Here is a 16329-nt window from a genome sequence, read left to right as displayed (position 1 = left end):
AGTAGGACAACGGTGGGCTGACCAGCCCTTATCCGCATCCGCCCGCCCAGGCCGGTTCAGGACCGCAGGCCGGAACCTGCACCACGCTCAACCCGTTCCCGTGCCGCCGGGGCAGGTTCAATCGGCAGGTGCGGCCCTGGCGATCCCGAAACTTCCGGTGCCAGCATTTGGCCCGGATTGGCCGAGTTGTAGGCGTCGAGGACGCTGATGTGCCGTCCATTCACCCACGTGCCCTCTTCGTCGATGCCGGTGCCGCCGAAGTCCCGGAGGATCCGGTCAGGAGAAATGCCCTCAGCCAGCTCAAAGGTATTGTTGCGCGCGATGATGCTCGACTCCACCCCCGCGCCCCACGAGTACTGGTAGCGGCCAGGACTGGTCACCCGGTACACGTTGTTATAGACGTGCGCCTGGCCAAACCGGACCCGGGGCGCGCGCTGCTCGAGATCAACCAGTTCGTTGTGGTGCAGCGTGACCCGGAGCTTTCCCGGTCCCCGGTGGCACCGTCCCCGTTGCCCCACAGCAGCGATTTGTCATGCCCCACCATCCTGCTCCACGAAACGGTCACCAGGTCCGCCTGCCGGACGACGTCCAGGAGGCCGTCGTGCCGCAGGAAGGGCTCGCCGAAATATCTCGGCTGTTCGGCGTCAGCCGTCGCGCCGTCATCCAGGGTTAAGTGGTCCAGCCACACGTGTGTGGATCCCGACACCACGAGGTTGTCCCACTCGGTCTTCCAGGTCTCCCCGTTCCAACCGGGGAAGCAGTCATAGGCGTCGGAGATCCGGAGATTGCGGACGATCACGTTGTCCACCTGGTCGATGTTCACGGTAAAACCCGTGAGCTGGACGTTGCCCAAGCCGATGATGGTTGTATTGGCACCGACGTCCATCCGGATCTGTTTCTGCTGGTTGGCGCTCGATGCCTTGCGGGCATCTTCGAGGGGTCCGGATGCCTTCCCGTTCCAGTGGTCAGGGTCGAATGCCGCGAGGTAGGCGTCCAGGGAATAACCGTTGGTGGCGTAGTCCCGGCAGGTGATGGGAGTGCCGTCAGAGGCGGTATTCGCGTTGATGTCCCCCTTGACGTAGACGATCTTGGGCTTGTCTCCCGCCACGGCTGCGGCGAGCTCATCCCTCGTTGAAACCTCGTGCACATCGTCGGGTGCTGCGTTGGCGCCCCCGGTGGTGCCGCCGTCAAAGGACGCCCAGCCGTCACCCGGTGCCAGGGTCTGCCGCCCGGGATCGGACGTGGGATCGGCTTCCATGACTTGAGGTGCCGGCGTCGGCGCGGGTGCGGGCACAGCCGCGGTGAGGGCGGCCGCGGCGGCAATCGCGATGGACACGGGTGCGGTAATCATCCTTCGATCCCCTTGGAGTGGTGCGTGCCGGCCATCTCAGCGCAATCCCGCCGGGGTCCAGCCACCCAGGAAGGCTTCCTTGGTGAACCTGGCCGCGTCTGCGTCCGAAAGCTGCGGGTGGAACTCGTTGATAAAGGCGCCGGGCCCGGTGTTCCTGTACTCGGCAAACCGGCCTTCGGTCCACACGTGGCCACCCATGTCGGCCCAGCCCTGGACGGCGATGTGGTTGCCCAGCACGGAGTCGCGGATGACGGCCATCGGGTGTGCGTCGGGGTCGCTGCTGGCGAACCAGGGCCTGCCCAGGCTCACGGTGCCCGGAGCCGCATCGGAGGTGAGGGTGCTGTTGGTGATCAGGAATCCGTAAGGATTGGAGTTCTTGGTGCTGGGGGCAACGATGTAGCCGTTGTTCGTGTCGCTGCCGCGGTCCACGGAGTGGATGGTGCAGCGATCGAAAACTGCCGTTCCCCGGCCGTAGAGGAAGTCCACGTCGCCTTCGATGTAGCAGTTCTTCAGGTACGTCCGCGCGGTGGCGTCCCGCCCGGCAGTATCGGCGAGGTAGGTGTCCTGGTTGCCGAGGAACCGGGTGCCGTCGAACACCACGCGGTCGGCGACGCTGCGGACAGCCAGCGCCTGGCTGTTGCCGTTGGCTGCCTCGTCGTACGCGTTCTCCACTGTCAGGTTCCGCACGGTGGTGTCCGTGGCGGAGATGGTCATGGTGGCGGAACCGACCGCGCCCCAGGTCCCGCCGAAGAATTTCGCACCGTTCGAGGGGGTGTCGTAGGTGATGACGACGTCGGCCGGGTTGGCTGTTGCGCCCTGGATGGTGAGGTTGGGGCGGTCTGCCCAGACGTTCACCACCTCGCGGTAGGTGCCGGGTTTGACGGTGATGGTGCGCGGCTGGGTGTTGCCGGCGGGGATGGAGCCGATGGCGGCCTGCAGGCTACCGAAGTCGCCGGTGCCGTCCAGGGCGACGGTGATTTCCGCCGTCGTCAGGGCTGCGTTGTTTGTCCGCGGTCCGGCGCCGGCGCTGACGAGGTCCGGGATGCGGGCGGCGTCGTCTTCCTGGTACGGGTAGAAGGCGGCGGGATCGAAGGCGGAGCCCACGTTGTCCTTGCGGCCGCGGGTGGAGTTGAAGATGTTGTCCCGGTTGACCACCTCGGTGCCCGGGTCTTTGGCCACAATCGGGTCCTGCACGGCTGTGAAGTAGTTGCCTTCCAGGACCACCTTGGCCGCATTCCGGCCCATCATGCCGTACTGGCCGATGTCCTGCAGGTAGTTGTTGTAGACGTGGGCGGCGGCGGTGTTGTCCAGGCTGAAGTTCCGCTGCGTGGTGTTCCGGATCCAGTTGTGGTGGATGGTCATGCGGGTGACGGCGTTGGCGGACCAGCCCACGCCCAGGGCCTTGTTGTTGTCCGCGAAGACGTTCCAGGAGTACGTCAGGAAGTCCGAGTCCTTGCGCGTGTCGATCAGGCCGTCGCCCATCCGTTCGAACTTCATGTGGTCCACCCAGACGTGGTGACTGGTGTCCAGCTGGATGCCGTCCCGGTCATTGTCCGGGCGCTTGCCGTCCCAGTCGCCGGGAATGTACGAATCACGGACGGTGAAGTTCCGGAAGATAACGTTGGAAACGTTGATGAGCTTGAACCCGGCGTTCACCACCTCGGCGCCGGCGCCCACCCCGATGAGACTCTTGTTGGCCGCGACGGGGATCTTGACGTACTGGGCGGCGTGCAGGGAACCGTCGATGAAGATGACCAGCGGCTCGGGGGCGGAAGCAAACTCCTGCAGCTGGGCGATGGTGGTGGCGGTGACAATCTTTCCCGCCTGTCCGCCGGTGGTTCCGGGAAGCCCGTGGCCGGGCAACGAGGCGAAGCCGTCCGGAGTCCCCTTCCACAGGGCTGCGGGATCAAGCGTGGCGGGGTCCTGGGCGGACGGCGCGGCGGGCACCCGGGTGTCGCCGGCCGGAAGGGCAGGGGCGGCGGTTGCCGGGGCGGGGGCAAAACCGCCAAGGATGACGACGGCGGTTGCCGCGCCTAAGAGACGTCGCAGACTCATGCAAAATTCCTTTGTTTTGTGCCCGGGCAGCCTCCGGCCAGGGCGGTTTCACTCGGGGTGTCAGGTGATGCGCGCGGAAAACGGGGCGGCCTATTTGAGGCCGGTGGTGGCGATGCCGTTGATGAGGTACTTCTGCCCGGCGATGAAGAAGCCGATGATCGGGGCGATGGAGACCACGGACATGGCGAACATGGGCCCCCCACATGCTCTGGCCTTCCGAGTCCATGAAGGCCCGCAGCGCCAAGGGAACGGTGTACAGGTCCTGGTTCTGGATGTAAAGCAGGGGGCCGAAGAACTCGTTCCAGGTGGAGATGAAGGTGAAGATGGCGGTGGTGGCCATGGCGGGGACACACAGCGGCAGGATGACCCGGAGGAACGTGCGGAACGGGCCGCATCCGTCAATCTGCGCGGCATCGTCCAGTTCCTTTGGCAGCGCCTTCATGAACTGGACCATCAGGAAGATGAAGAACGCGTTGGTGGCCATGAAGTTCGGCACGATCAGCGGCAGGTAGGTATCCAGCCAGCCGAGCTGGGAGAAGATGATGTACTGCGGTACCAGCAGGACGTGGCCCGGCAGCATCAGAGTGCCCAGCATCAGCGCGAAGAACAGCTTCCTGCCCGTGAACTCCATCCGAGCGAAGGCGTAGGCCGCCAGGGCGCAGGAGAAGATGTTGCCCACGATGGAGAAGACCACCACGATCATCGAGTTGAAAAGGTAGACGTGGAAGGGCTGGTCCAGGGCCGTCCAGCCCTGGGCATAGTTGCTGAAATCCCAGTTCTCCGGCCACAGTCCCAGCTGCCGGAAGATGTCGTTGCTGGGCTTGAGGGAACTGGAAATCAGCCACAGCAACGGATACAGCATCACCAGGCCCACCAGGCAGAGGATCAGGTGCCGGGAGAACCGGGTGCCCGGCGTTCCTGCCAGGGCGTCTTCCGGATCCGCCTGCCTGGCCCGCTTGTCTTGCTTGTGCTTTGTCGGTAATTCGAGGAGTGCCATGGGATTGCCTTAGTTGTCGTAGAAGACCCAGAACTTGGATGCGATGAAGTTGATGGCGGTGAAGATCGCAATGATCATCAGCAGTAGCCAGGCCATCGCCGAGGCATACCCCATCTCGAATTCGGTGAAGCCCTTTTGGTAGAGGTACAGGTTGTAGAAGAGCGTGGAGTCCGCCGGCCCGCCCGTGCCGCCGCTCATCACGTAGCCCTGCGTGAACGTCTGGAACGAGCCGATGAGCTGCATGATCAGGTTGAAGAAGATGATGGGGCTGATCAGCGGAATGGTGATGCTGCGGAACTGCCGCCAGCGGGACGCACCGTCAATCGAGGCGGCCTCGTAGTACATGGTGGGCACCTGCCGCAGGCCTGCCAGGAAGATCACCATGGGCGAGCCGAAGGTCCAGACGTTCAGCACAATAAGGGTGCTCAGGGAGAAGTCCGGGTCCGTGACCCAGGCCGGCCCCTGAATGCCGAACAGGCCCAGGAATCCGTTGACGATGCCGTCATTACCGAAGATGTACCGCCACAGCATCACGATGGCAACGCTGCCGCCCAGCAGGGACGGCAGGTAGTAGACGGAGCGGTAGATGGCAAGCCCCTGCAGGCCGCGGTTGAGGACCAGGGCAATTGCCAGGGCGACGGCCAGCGAAATGGGCACGGAGACGAAGGTGTAGATGAAGGTGACCTTCAGGGACTGCCACAGCCGCGGGTCCCCGGCCATCGCCTGGAAGTTGGCCAGGCCCACGAAATTGGGCTCCATGAACAGGTTGTAGTCCGTGAACGCCAGGTACAGGGACGCGAAAAACGGGATGATCGTGAACAGCATGCCCAGGAACCACGGCAACAGGAACAGGTAGCCGGAGCGCTGGTTCTTCCGCCGCGGCGTTCCGCGGGACGGGCGTCCCGGTGCGCCCGCGCCGAGGGCTGCGGCCGCACCGGGGGCTTGCTTGGTCAGCACTGACATCCGTCAGGCTCCTATCTGGTGTGGGGGTGCCGGCAAGCGGACGGACCTACTTGTTGATTGCTGCATTGCTCTTCTCAAGGAAGGTTTTGGCGGCATCCGCGGGGGTGATCCGGCCGAATTCGACCTCGGTGGCGAGCTGCTTGAGGGTGTCCGCCACAACGCTGGCACCCTTGGGGTAGACGTATGCCGGGGCCAGTTCGTCTTCCTGGATGGCGGCCACCATGTCCACGAAGGCGGTGTCGTCCTTGCTGAGTTTCGGCTTGATGGCCTCAGCAATCTCCGGATTGATGGGGACGCCGCGCTGGGTGAGCGTTTCGGCGGCCCCGTCTGCATCGTTCACCAGAAAGTTCAGGAGTTTTGCAGCCTCCTTGGGGTGCTTCGACTTGGCTGCGATGGACCAAAGCATGCTGGGGTCCGCCGAGTAGCCACGGCACTCCAGGGTAGTTTCACCGGGCATCCGGAGCAGCACCACGTTGCCGCCGGCAGCCTCGTTGTAGGCCTTGTAGTTGTTGATCGGGATGATCTGGGAGGCGACGGTTCCCTTGGCCAGGTAGGACTGTGCGGCGGAGCCGCCAATCTGTTCGAAGAAGCCTGCCGGCGGATAGCCGCCGGCTTCCCGCAGGTCAACGCTGTACTGGAACCAGTCCCGGATGGTTTCCTCGCTGACCCCGAGCTTGTTGTCCTTGGTGTAGAAGTCCTCGCCGCGTTGCCTGGCGAACAGGATGGGGCCGGTTTCCGTGGCGACGTCGTAGCCTGCCCCATAGACCTTGCCGCCGGTCTTCTGCGTGACCTCGGTGGCGAACTTTGCATAGTCCTCCCAGCTCCACGTCTTGTCGTCCGGGATGGTGACGCCGGCCTGGTCCGTGATGGTCTTGTTCACCACCATGCCGATGGTGGTGACGCCGGTGGCAAGGCCGTAGAGCTTGCCGTCCACCTCGCCCCGGCTCTGGATGGTGTCCGGGATGTTCGCCAGGTCGAGTTCCGGCATGGATCGAAGGTCTGCCAGGGTGCCGCGCTGGGCGTATTCCAGCAGGCTTCGGTTGGCCATGTTGAGTACATCAGGTGGATTGCCCCCGGCGAAGCGGGTGGCGAGCTTATCGGCGTAGGGGCCGCTGTCCTGGTATTCACTCTTGACGGTGATGCCCGGGTTCTTCTCTTCGAAGACCTTGATGGCCGCGTCGGTCATCTTGGCCCGGTTGGCGTCACCCCAGTAAACGAAGTTGAGTTCCACGTTGCCGCCGGCCGCGGGGGCCGCACCTCCGCCGCAGCCACTCAGGGCCAGCCCGGCTGCCGTTACAGCTGCGCCCAGGAACATCCTGCGGGGCATCCCGGCGGTTGTTGTCTTCTTCATTGAATGACGCCTCTCTTTTGCTGTCCGCGGACGGAGCGTGATGTGGAGTTGGCCCGGAAACTTTCTGTTTCCGGAAGAAGTGCATGCGACTGGCTTTTCTTATAGAAGCGAAATGCAGCAAGCAGAAGAAATAAGTGAGTAAACGATTTCTAGCAAGGTGCGAGTGTGGCTGTCAACACCTTTTTAGAAACTTGCGTACAGAAAATAACAGAAATTTTCTCTAGGTATTGCCGTTTCTTTCCGGGGTGCCTAGGCTGATCTGCATTCCGCAAAACCATCACCCGGAAGGAGGCCCCATGTCGCGTGACGCACCTGATTTCGACGCCCTGGTGGGCCACCGCAGCGGACGCGGCCTTCCGCCGTCGAACTCACCACGGCCGTATCTCCATCCGGTCCGCTCGCTGGCGGGCACCACGCTGACCGCGGCGGGGCCGGAGGACCATCCGCACCACGCCGGGTTGTCCATCGCCTTCTCGGACGTCAACGGCACCAACTTCTGGGGCGGCTCCACGTACACGTCCACCCATGGCCCGGCCATGCTCTCCAACCACGGGTGGCAGGAACCGTCCGGCTGGAGCCGGACAGCCGGCGGCGCAGACGGTTCCGTCACCTGGTTTTCCGGGCAGGGCATGGAGCTGGCCACTGAGCACCGAAGCATCCGCTGCTTTCGGCACCCGGCCCCGGGCACGTGGAGCCTGTCCATCCGCTCGGCGCTGCTTCCCGCAGGCGGCGTCGCGCAGCTGGAGGTTTCGTCGTCGGCCGTCAAGGGGCGTGTGGGCGCAGGTTACGGCGGGATCTTCTGGCGCTTTCCCGAGGACTGCGCCGGGCCAAGAGTCTTCTCGGCATCGGGGGACGGCGTGGCGGCAGCCCACGGAAGCCAGTCACCCTGGCTCGCCATCAGCACAACCTCAGGCGGATCCCCGGCCAGCGTTGTCCTGGCCCAGGAAAACAACCGCCCCTGGTTCGTAAGGACGGACGGCTATCTTGGTGCCGGCCCGGCCGTTGCCTGGTCCGAAAAGGCCGTCGTCAACGCTGCAAATCCCCTGGTGCAGGCACTCCACGCCGTCATCCACGACGGCCACCTTTCCGCCCCGTCCCAAGCCCTTGAACTCCTCGAGCAGCACCCCGACCTCCAGACCTCCCGCCCCGACAGGACGCCATGACATCCCGCAACGCAGTCCCCGTGTACACCAACCCCGTCCTCAACGCCGACTGGCCGGATCCTGACGCCGTCCAGGTCCGCGGCGTCTACTACCTCATCGCCTCCAGCTTCAACCGCGTGCCGGGACTCCCCATCCTGAAGTCCCGGAACCTGGTGGACTGGGAACACGCCGGGCATGCACTGCCGCACCTGCCCCAAGGCAGCCACTACTCCCTGGTCCGGCACGGCAGCGGCGTGTGGGCTCCTGCACTGCGGTACCACGATGGCCGCTTCTGGATCTTCTATCCGGATCCGGACCACGGCATCTTCGTCCTGAGCGCCGAAAAGGCGGAAGGCCCCTGGACCGCCCCGCACCTGCTGTATCCCGGACGTGGGCTGATCGATCCCTGCCCGCTGTGGGACGACGACGGCCAGGCATACCTCGTCCACGGCTGGGCGAAGAGCCGGATCGGCATCAAGAACCGGCTCACGGTCCACCGGATGAGCCCGGACGCAAGCCGGCTGCTGGACAACGGAACCCACGTCATCGACGGTGACGAGCTTCCCGGCTACACAACGCTGGAGGGGCCGAAGTTTTACAAGCGGGACGGCTGGTACTGGATTTTCGCCCCGGCCGGCGGTGTGGCCACCGGCTGGCAGTCCGTGTTCCGGTCCAGGTCGCCCTTTGGTCCCTACGAGGGCCGGCGCGTGCTGGAGCAGGGCAGCACCGCGGTCAACGGGCCCCACCAGGGTGCATGGGTGACCTCGCCCCGGGGCGAGGACTGGTTCCTGCATTTCCAGGACCGCGGGCCGTATGGGCGGGTGGTCCACCTCCAGCCGATGGGCTGGGACGGGACGGCTGGCCCTGGATGGGTACACCGGCGTCAGACGGCGGCCCGGGCACCCCAGTGACCAGCCACCCCTACCCCGCGGGTACTTCGCCCCGGGATGTGGCACCGCCCGCGAGCGACGACTTCACGTCACCCTGGTTGGGGCCGCAGTGGCACTGGCAGGCCAACCCGCGTGACGCATGGTGCTACCAGGGCGGTGGCGGGCAGCTGGTGCTGCGGCCGCAGGCCAATGATCCCGTGAACCTGCGGGAGCTGCCCAATGTGCTGGCCCAGATCCTGCCCGGCACGCCCTCGACGTTCACCACATCCCTTGAACTGCGGGACGTTCCGCCCGGAACGCGCGCCGGCGTGGTGGTGCTGGGACAGAGGTACGCCTGGCTGGGCATTGTCCGCACAGCCGAAGGCTACGTCCTGGGTGGCGGCACCGGGGGAGAGGAGCCCGCTGAACAGGCGATGGGACGGCGGACCGTGCTGCCGGCGCCAGGATCGAGCTCCAGATCCGGACGGACGGTACGCCGCGGTCAACCTTTGCCTGGCGGGCGGGTCCGGCGGAGCCCTGGGAGGTCCAGGGCTGGAACTTCGAGGTGGTGGAAGGCAAGTGGATCGGCGCCGAACTTGGCATTTTTGCGGCGTCGCCGTTGGGTTCCCGGGAAAGCGGCAGTGTTATCGTGGGACCCGTGCGGGTGGAGACCGCGCCCGTCAGGCGCGCCACTGCTCCGCAACTCGCCGCCGCAACCACATGACCCCAAGGACTGCTCCGTTGACAGCCACCCCGCGACCCAAAATTGCCGACGTCGCGGCGGCCGCCGGGGTTTCGGTGCCCACCGTGTCCAAGGTGCTCAACGGCCGTACCCACGTCTCGGAAGCCACCCGGGCCAAGGTGCAGCAGGCGCTGGAGGAACTGGACTATTCCAAGCGCAGCACCCCTGCCTCCCAGCCCGGCATGCTCCAGCTGGTGGTCAACAACTTTGACTCCCCGTGGATCCTGGAAACCATGGCCGGCGTCGAGGCCGCCGCGGACCGGCTGGGTTACACCGTGTCCTACGCACGGGCTGACCACTCCACCCCTGACCGCTGGCGGAAACTGCGTGAGCCGTCGGTGAACCGCCTGGACGGTGTGCTGCTGCTGGCTCCCCGCAAGGGGTCGCGGCTGGTCGGCATGGTGCGGACGCTCAAGATCCCGGCGGTGGCCATCGACCCCGAAAGCGCGGGGGACCTGCCCATCCCCAGCGTCAGTCCGGCGTCGTTCTCCGGCGCGCTGACCGCCGTCGGGCATCTGCTGTCCCTGGGGCACCAGCGGATCGGCATCATCACCGGCCGCAAGCACAGTCCCGGGCACGGGCGTGCCCGCTACGCTGCCTACGCGGCGGCACTGCACGAGGCGGGCCTGCCCGTCCTGCCGGAGCTGGTGCGCGACGGCGACTTCAGTATCGAGTCCGGCATGCGGCTCGGTGCCGACCTGCTGGACCTCCCCAGCCGCCCACGGCGATCTTCACGGGGAGCGACCTGCAGGCCATCGGGGTGATGAACGCGGCGGGGCAGCGTTCCCTCCATGTGCCGGGGGACCTCAGCATTGTGGGTTTTGATGACATCGCACAGGCGGCGCTGATGTCGCCGCCGCTCACCACGGTCCGGCAGCCGCTGGCGCAACTGGCATCCATGGCCGTGGGCATGCTCACGGAACAGCAGGACCAGCCGGGTGCCATGGCGCCCACCGCCCTGGAAGTGGCCACTGAGCTGGTGGTCCGCGGGACCACGGCCCCGCCGGCCTCCTGACCTTCTGCCTGGGGGTTACTTGCTGCCCAACACCAGGGTTTTCAAGTCGTCCAGCGTCTGCTGCATATGCGCATCCATCGCCTGGCGCGCCTTTGTGGCGTCACGTGCCTGCAGCGCATCCGCGATGTTCTGGTGGTGTCCGATGGCGTGCACCTGGATTTCCGGCACCGCCGATGTTTCCGCCCGGCGCTTCTCCAGGACCCGGTGCAGCGGTTCGAACAGCACGGACACGAAAACGTTGCCGGACGCGCGCAGTATGACGTCATGGAAGGCGAGGTCGGCCTCGACAAACGCTGCGACGTCGTTGACTTCATGGGCTGCCTTCATGGCCGAGATGTAGGCAAACAGCGCCTCGGTGTCCGGCTCCGAGATGCGGCCGGCCGCCAGCTCGCATGCTCCGGTTTCCAGCATGCGGCGGAGTTCGATGAGCTGGACGGAGGCTTCGGCCTCGTTCTTGCCTTCCGATGCTGCCCGAAGGACGGCTTCCAGGGACGTCCAGCGGCTCAACGGGTTAACGAACGTTCCGCGGCCGCGTTCCACACTGAGGATGTGCTGGGCCTGGAGGGTCTTCATGGCCTCGCGCACGGTCATCCGGCTGACTTCGTGGCGGGCGCTAAGCTCGTGTTCGCCGGGGACGGTGGCCCGGGCGGAAATTCGCCCTCGATGATGCGGTCCAGCAGCTCGTCGGCCACGACGCCGACCAGCGATTTCCTTGCCATTCCTGCCCCCGATCCTTGCCGTGGCCTCTGCCCGGCGGATATGTCCGACAAGTCTACTTGCGCGTCTCTATGTCGTATGCCACACTAGCATTCAAATGCAAGATGTCAGACATCTTACAGATCCCAAAATGACGATCCGCCGCCCGGATTACTACACAACGGAGTGCACTGTGACGCTTGAAGCAGATGTTCTGGCCGCCTACCCAGCGGAAGTACAGATCCCCGCCAGCCTCGTGGCAGACACGCTGGCCGCGTCCAACGCCGAGGTTCCCCGCGTGCTGGTGGTGCTCGACGACGACCCCACCGGGACGCAGTCCGTGGCCGATCTCCCCGTGCTCACCCGCTGGGACGTCGAGGACTTCACCTGGGCTTTTGGCCAGTCCAAGCCGGCCGTCTACGTCCTTACCAACACCCGCAGCCTGGACCCCGCCGAGGCTGCCGCCCGCAACGAGGAAGTGGTCCGCAACGCACTCGCCGCTGCCGGCTCTCCGGACACGCTCCGGCTGGGCTTCGTCAGCCGCAGTGATTCGACCCTCCGCGGCCACTACCCCTGGAACCCGACGTCATCGCCGCCACCGTTGCCAAGGTAAGCGGCGAGGGCACCGACGGTGTGGTCCTGGTCCCGGCATTTCCCGACGCCGGCCGGGTCACCATCGGCGGGGTGCACTACATGCGCGGCACCGGTGAATCCGCAGGAACGCTGACGCCGGTCTCCGAGACGGAGTTCGCCAGGGACGCCACCTTCGGTTTTGGCACCTCCGTCATGGCGGACTACGTGGCGGAAAAGTCGCAGGGCCGCTTTGCAGCGGACTCCGTCATCGTCCTGGACCTCAACATCATCCGGGCCGGCGCCGCGGCACAGGACCCTGCGATTTCCGCAAAGGCCATCGCCGACGCCATCGAAGGCGCCGCCGATTCCACCCCGATCGTGGCTGACATCGTGACCGAAAACGACCTCCGCGCCCTGGCCCTGGGCCTTGAGGAAGCGGAACGCCGCGGCAAGAAGCTCCTCTACCGGGTAGGTCCTCCGTTCGGCCGCGCCCGGATCGGACAGGACATCCGTACCGAGCTGACCGGCGCCGAGGCCTACGCCGGCAACACCCCGTCCGAGGCCGGCGGCCTCATCGTGGTCGGTTCGCACGTGGGCGTTACCACCCGGCAGCTCAAGGCCCTGACCGAACAGCACAGCGCCGCGCGCATCGTCGAGATCGACGTCGAAAAGCTCCTGGCCGGTGAGGCGGAAGCCGCTTCCCACCTGGACCTGACCGTGGACACGGTGGTCGAAGCCCTCCGCGGCGGCGACGTCATCGTCCACACCAGCCGCCTGCTGATCAAGACAGACGACCCCGCCGAAAGCCTGCGGATCGCGCGCACCGTTTCCGCCGCCGTCGTCGTCGTAGTCAACCGCACCCTGAAAACCTTCCCGCCGCGGTTCGTCATCGCCAAGGGCGGCATCACCTCCTCAGATGTCGCCGCGCACGGCCTGGAAATCCGCCACGCCATCGTCCGCGGCCCCATGCTCCCCGGCATCGTCAGCCTCTGGGAACCGGTGGACGGCCCCGCCAAGGGCATCCCGTACATCGTCTTCGCCGGCAACGTGGGCGACGACCAGTCCCTCGCCGACGTCACCCGCAAGCTCAGCAACACCTTCTAGTCCTTCCGGTGGTTGAGCCCGTCGAAACCGGATTTCGACAAGCCCAATCACCGAACCGCCGTCAACCTTCAACGGAGAACACCATGACCAGCAATTACACCGTCACCGTCCTGGGCCTCGGCGCCATGGGCCTGCCCATGGCCACCCGGCTCGCCTCCCAGCTGACCGTCCACGGTTTCGACATCGCCGAACCGCGGCTGAAGCTCGCTGAAGAAGCCGGCATCGCCACCTTCGGCAGCGCCCGCGAAGCCGCCAAGGGTGCCGACGCTGTCCTGCTGGCCGTCCGCAACGGCGAGCAGCTCAACGACGTCCTCTTCGGCGAGAACGGCGTGGCCTCCGTGCTGGAGGCGGGCGCCGTCGTCATCCTCGGCAGCACCGTGGGCACCGACGCCATTCCCGCCACGGTGGAGAAGCTTGCCGGATACGGCGTGGAACTGGTGGACGCCCCGCTGTCCGGCGGGCCCAAGCGCGCCGGCGAAGGCGACCTGCTGATCGTCGTCGGCGCCTCCCCGGAAGCCCGCGAAAAGGCAGCACCCGCCCTGGAACTGCTCGCCTCCACCCTGAGCGTGGTAGGCGACAAGCCCGGCGACGGCCAGGCCCTCAAGACCGTCAACCAGCTTCTCTGCGGCGTCCACATCGCTGCCGCAGCGGAGGCCATGGCCCTTGCGGACGCGCTCGGCCTGGACCAGGCCAAGACCCTCGCCGCCCTCGAAGCCGGCGCGGCCGGGTCCTTCATGCTGTCCAACCGCGGCCCCCGGATCCTCGAGGCCTACAACGAGGAAGGCGCCGAGGTGCTGTCCCGGCTGGATATCTTCGTCAAGGACATGGGCATCGTGGGCAAAGCCACCCGCGCGGCCGGGCTCGCGGCCCCGGTTGCCGCAGCCGCCGAGCAGCTCTACCTCCTGGGCCAGGCCAGGGACTCGCCGCCGCCGATGACTCCGCCGTCATCAAGGTGGTCGCCCCCACCAAGCGGACCATGTAACCCGTTCCATCCCCCCATCGAGTTTTTGGGCAGATAAAGCGACCTAACCTCCGTCCAAGTCGCCATATCTGAGCAAAAACTTCTTCCCCCAAGAGGTACGACGACGGCGGTCCCCCTCCGCCGTCGCCGCACCTGCCAAGCTCGCTAGGCTTAACTGGCGATGTCAAAGGAGACGCACGATGAGCGCACTGGCTCTTCTGGCCATAGCAGCAGCAGGGGTCGCCCTGCTCCTGCTGGCCGTCATTAAATTCAAGATTCCGGCATTCCTGGCCCTGCTGGTGGTCAGCGTTTCCGTGGCGCTGGTCGCGGGAATTCCGCTGCCGGATGTCATCAAGACCGTGACCGAAGGCATGGGCGGAACACTCGGTTCCGTGGCCATCCTGGTGGGCCTCGGCGCCATGCTGGGCAAGATGATCGAAATTTCCGGCGGTGCGCAGTCGCTGGCCGGGAAGTTTACCCAGCTGCTCGGACCCCGCAGGGTTATCGCAGCCCTGACCGCGGCCGCGTTCCTGCTGGCGATCCCCGTCTTCTTCGACGTCGGATTCATCATCCTGATCCCCATCATTTACGGCTTCGCCAAGGCGGCAGGCGTCAACCCGGTCAAGATCGGCCTGCCCGTTGGTGCCATCATGCTGGCCATCCACGTTGTTGTTCCGCCGCACCCGGGCGTGGTGGGCGGCGCCGGCATCCTCGGCGCCGACATCGGCTGGACCACCATCCTCGGCCTGGTGCTGTGCATTCCGGTGGGTGTCCTGGGCTACTTCGTTGCCCGCAAGCTCAACCGCCGCGAGTTCTCCATGCTGCCCGCCACCGCCGAGCAGTTCCGCCTCTTCGGCACCGGAAACTCGCAGATTGAACAGGAAGCCGCCCAGGGCACGTCCAAGGTTGCCGTCAAGACCGAGGTCCGGACTGCCCCCAGCCCTGCCATGATCATCACCCTGATCGTCCTGCCGATCCTCATGATCATGGTGGGCACCGTCGGCGCCGTCATCCTGCCCAAGGACTCCTTCCCCGCCCAGCTGGCTGCATTCATCGGCGCCCCGCTGATCGCACTGCTGACTGCCCTGGGCCTTGCCTACTACTTCCTGGGCATCCGCCGCGGCTGGTCTTCCCAGCACACCGGCGAAGTGATGGATTCGGCGCTGGCCCCCACGGCCATCGTCATCCTGGTGACCGGCGCCGGCGGTGTCTTCGGCAAGGTCCTCACCGTCTCCGGCATCGGCAAGGCACTCGCCGAGGGGCTGCAGACCGCGGGCCTGCCGGTCATCGTGATGGCTTTCATCCTTGCGGCAATCCTCCGCGCTTCCCAGGGCTCCGCCACGGTTGCCATCATCACCACGGCAGGCCTGCTGGCCGCTTCAGTGGCCGACGGCGGCTTCTCGCCCATCCAGACCGCGCTGATCCTCATCGCCATCGGCTTCGGCGCCTTCGGCCTCAGCCACGTCAACGACTCCGGCTTCTGGATCGTGACCCGGTACCTGGGGCTCTCGGTTGCTGACGGGCTCCGCACCTGGACCGTCCTGACCACCATCCTCGGCCTGGCAGGCTTCGCCCTGACGTTCGTCGCCTGGATCCTGGTGGGAGGCCTGGGCGTCTGATGCGCACCCGTTTGGACCATCTGGTCACCTCTGCCCTGCAGCAGGGCTCGGCCGTCCCCGCGTTCACCTGCTACGACTTCACCACCGCCCTGGCAGTGGTGGGCGCCGCGGAGGAATCCGGCCGCGGCGCCATCCTGCTGGTGGCGCCCAAGACCGCCGCCACCCCCAACGGCCTGCGCCTCATCTCAGCACTGCGCGGGCTGGCGGACGCCGCGTCCGTGCCCGTTGCAGTGCAGCTTGACCATGCCATGGACCTGAACGTGATGGCCGACGCCGTCGCGGCGGGGGCGGATTCCGTCCTCGCCGACGGTTCCTCCCTTCCCTACGAGGACAACATCGCGCTTGTGGTTTCCGCCCGCGCCCTGCTGGGTCCCGACGTTGTCCTGGAAGCGGAGCTTGGCGGCCTCGCCGGCGACGAGGACCGTGCCTTCGGGGCCGACCAGTCCGGCGCCTCCGTGGCAGGCCTCACCGATTCCGCCCAGGTGGAGGACTTCGTTGCCCGGACCGGTGCCCAGCTGCTGGCCGTGGCGGTTGGCAATGTCCACGGCAAGTACAAGGGCGAGCCGCAGCTGCGCTGGGACGTCCTGCAGGACATCGCCGTCAGGACGCACATCCCGCTGGTGCTGCACGGAGCGTCCGGCATCCCGGCGGAGGAGTTGGTGAAGGCGGCCGCCATGAACGTGGGCAAGGTCAACTTCAACACCGAGCTCCGCACCGGCGTTCTGGCCACCCTGCAGGAACAGCTGCCCGGCCACCGTGCCGACGGCGAAAACCTGCAGGCGCTCCTGGGCCACTGGACCGGGACCGCCAAGGAATTCGCTGCTGGAACGCTGGCCACGCTCACGCGGTAGCCGTGGGGCTGGCCGGTAGCCGGAATCGGGGGAGGCTAGG

Annotated in this window: 9 protein-coding genes and 6 pseudogenes; 8 read left to right on the top strand and 7 right to left on the bottom strand. The window is 66.1% G+C overall.

The window, feature by feature from the left end; all coding sequences use genetic code 11:
• Positions 1-56 precede the first annotated feature (56 nt).
• The 6 genes and pseudogenes from ACPEE0_RS18025 to ACPEE0_RS18000 all read right to left on the bottom strand — a co-directional run bounded on the left by ACPEE0_RS18025 (position 57) and on the right by ACPEE0_RS18000 (position 6717).
• Positions 57-452 (bottom strand): hypothetical protein, encoded by a 396-nt coding sequence (locus tag ACPEE0_RS18025; RefSeq protein WP_424575302.1) that lies wholly within the window; start codon positions 450-452, stop codon positions 57-59.
• A complete protein-coding gene (locus ACPEE0_RS18020; RefSeq protein WP_424574985.1) occupies positions 377-1351 on the bottom strand; it encodes a hypothetical protein in 975 nt (324 codons plus the stop codon). Before ACPEE0_RS18020 ends, ACPEE0_RS18025 begins: the two co-directional genes overlap by 76 nt.
• A 36-nt stretch (positions 1352-1387) precedes the next feature.
• Positions 1388-3406 (bottom strand): pectinesterase family protein, encoded by a 2019-nt coding sequence (locus ACPEE0_RS18015; protein WP_424574984.1) that lies wholly within the window; start codon positions 3404-3406, stop codon positions 1388-1390.
• 90 nt (positions 3407-3496) lie between these two features.
• Positions 3497-4403 (bottom strand): annotated as a pseudogene (locus ACPEE0_RS18010) (carbohydrate ABC transporter permease).
• Positions 4404-4412: 9 nt separating this feature from the next.
• Positions 4413-5366 (bottom strand): carbohydrate ABC transporter permease, encoded by a 954-nt coding sequence (locus tag ACPEE0_RS18005; RefSeq protein WP_424574983.1) that lies wholly within the window; start codon positions 5364-5366, stop codon positions 4413-4415.
• Positions 5367-5412: 46 nt separating this feature from the next.
• A complete protein-coding gene (locus ACPEE0_RS18000; RefSeq protein WP_424574982.1) occupies positions 5413-6717 on the bottom strand; it encodes an ABC transporter substrate-binding protein in 1305 nt (434 codons plus the stop codon).
• A 296-nt stretch (positions 6718-7013) separates the two neighbouring features.
• Between ACPEE0_RS18000 and ACPEE0_RS17995 the strand changes: the two genes are divergently transcribed.
• From ACPEE0_RS17995 to ACPEE0_RS17980, 4 genes and pseudogenes are all read left to right on the top strand, one after another.
• Positions 7014-7880 (top strand): PmoA family protein, encoded by an 867-nt coding sequence (locus tag ACPEE0_RS17995; protein ID WP_424574981.1) that lies wholly within the window; start codon positions 7014-7016, stop codon positions 7878-7880.
• On the top strand, positions 7877-8770 hold the full coding sequence (locus ACPEE0_RS17990; RefSeq protein WP_424574980.1) for a glycoside hydrolase 43 family protein: 894 nt from the start codon (positions 7877-7879) through the stop codon (positions 8768-8770). Before ACPEE0_RS17995 ends, ACPEE0_RS17990 begins: the two co-directional genes overlap by 4 nt.
• Positions 8728-9051 (top strand): annotated as a pseudogene (locus tag ACPEE0_RS17985) (glycoside hydrolase 43 family protein); the annotation flags it as partial. The gene ACPEE0_RS17990 and the pseudogene ACPEE0_RS17985, both read left to right, overlap by 43 nt.
• Positions 8969-10485: pseudogene (locus ACPEE0_RS17980) on the top strand (LacI family DNA-binding transcriptional regulator). The pseudogenes ACPEE0_RS17985 and ACPEE0_RS17980, both read left to right, overlap by 83 nt.
• A gap of 15 nt (positions 10486-10500) precedes the next feature.
• Here the strand turns inward: ACPEE0_RS17980 and ACPEE0_RS17975 are convergent.
• A pseudogene (locus tag ACPEE0_RS17975) lies at positions 10501-11204 on the bottom strand (FadR/GntR family transcriptional regulator).
• 170 nt (positions 11205-11374) lie between these two features.
• Between ACPEE0_RS17975 and ACPEE0_RS17970 the strand changes: the two are divergent.
• The 4 genes and pseudogenes from ACPEE0_RS17970 to ACPEE0_RS17955 all read left to right on the top strand — a co-directional run bounded on the left by ACPEE0_RS17970 (position 11375) and on the right by ACPEE0_RS17955 (position 16289).
• Positions 11375-12858, top strand: a pseudogene (locus ACPEE0_RS17970) (four-carbon acid sugar kinase family protein).
• An 83-nt stretch (positions 12859-12941) separates the two neighbouring features.
• Positions 12942-13840: pseudogene (locus ACPEE0_RS17965) on the top strand (NAD(P)-dependent oxidoreductase).
• Between the two features lie 179 nt (positions 13841-14019).
• The gene (locus tag ACPEE0_RS17960) at positions 14020-15438 is read left to right on the top strand and encodes a GntP family transporter (RefSeq protein WP_424574979.1); all 1419 of its coding nucleotides are present in this window, start codon (positions 14020-14022) and stop codon (positions 15436-15438) included.
• The gene (locus ACPEE0_RS17955) at positions 15438-16289 is read left to right on the top strand and encodes a class II fructose-bisphosphate aldolase (protein WP_424574978.1); all 852 of its coding nucleotides are present in this window, start codon (positions 15438-15440) and stop codon (positions 16287-16289) included. The genes ACPEE0_RS17960 and ACPEE0_RS17955 overlap by 1 nt, the downstream gene beginning before the upstream one ends.
• Positions 16290-16329 lie beyond the last annotated feature (40 nt).

It is taken from the genome of Arthrobacter sp. SD76, from assembly GCF_049726125.1.
Taxonomy (GTDB): Bacteria; Actinomycetota; Actinomycetes; order Actinomycetales; family Micrococcaceae; genus Arthrobacter; species Arthrobacter nitrophenolicus.
Note: the sequence above shows the minus strand (reverse complement) of the source record. Positions and strands in the feature narration are given on the sequence as shown.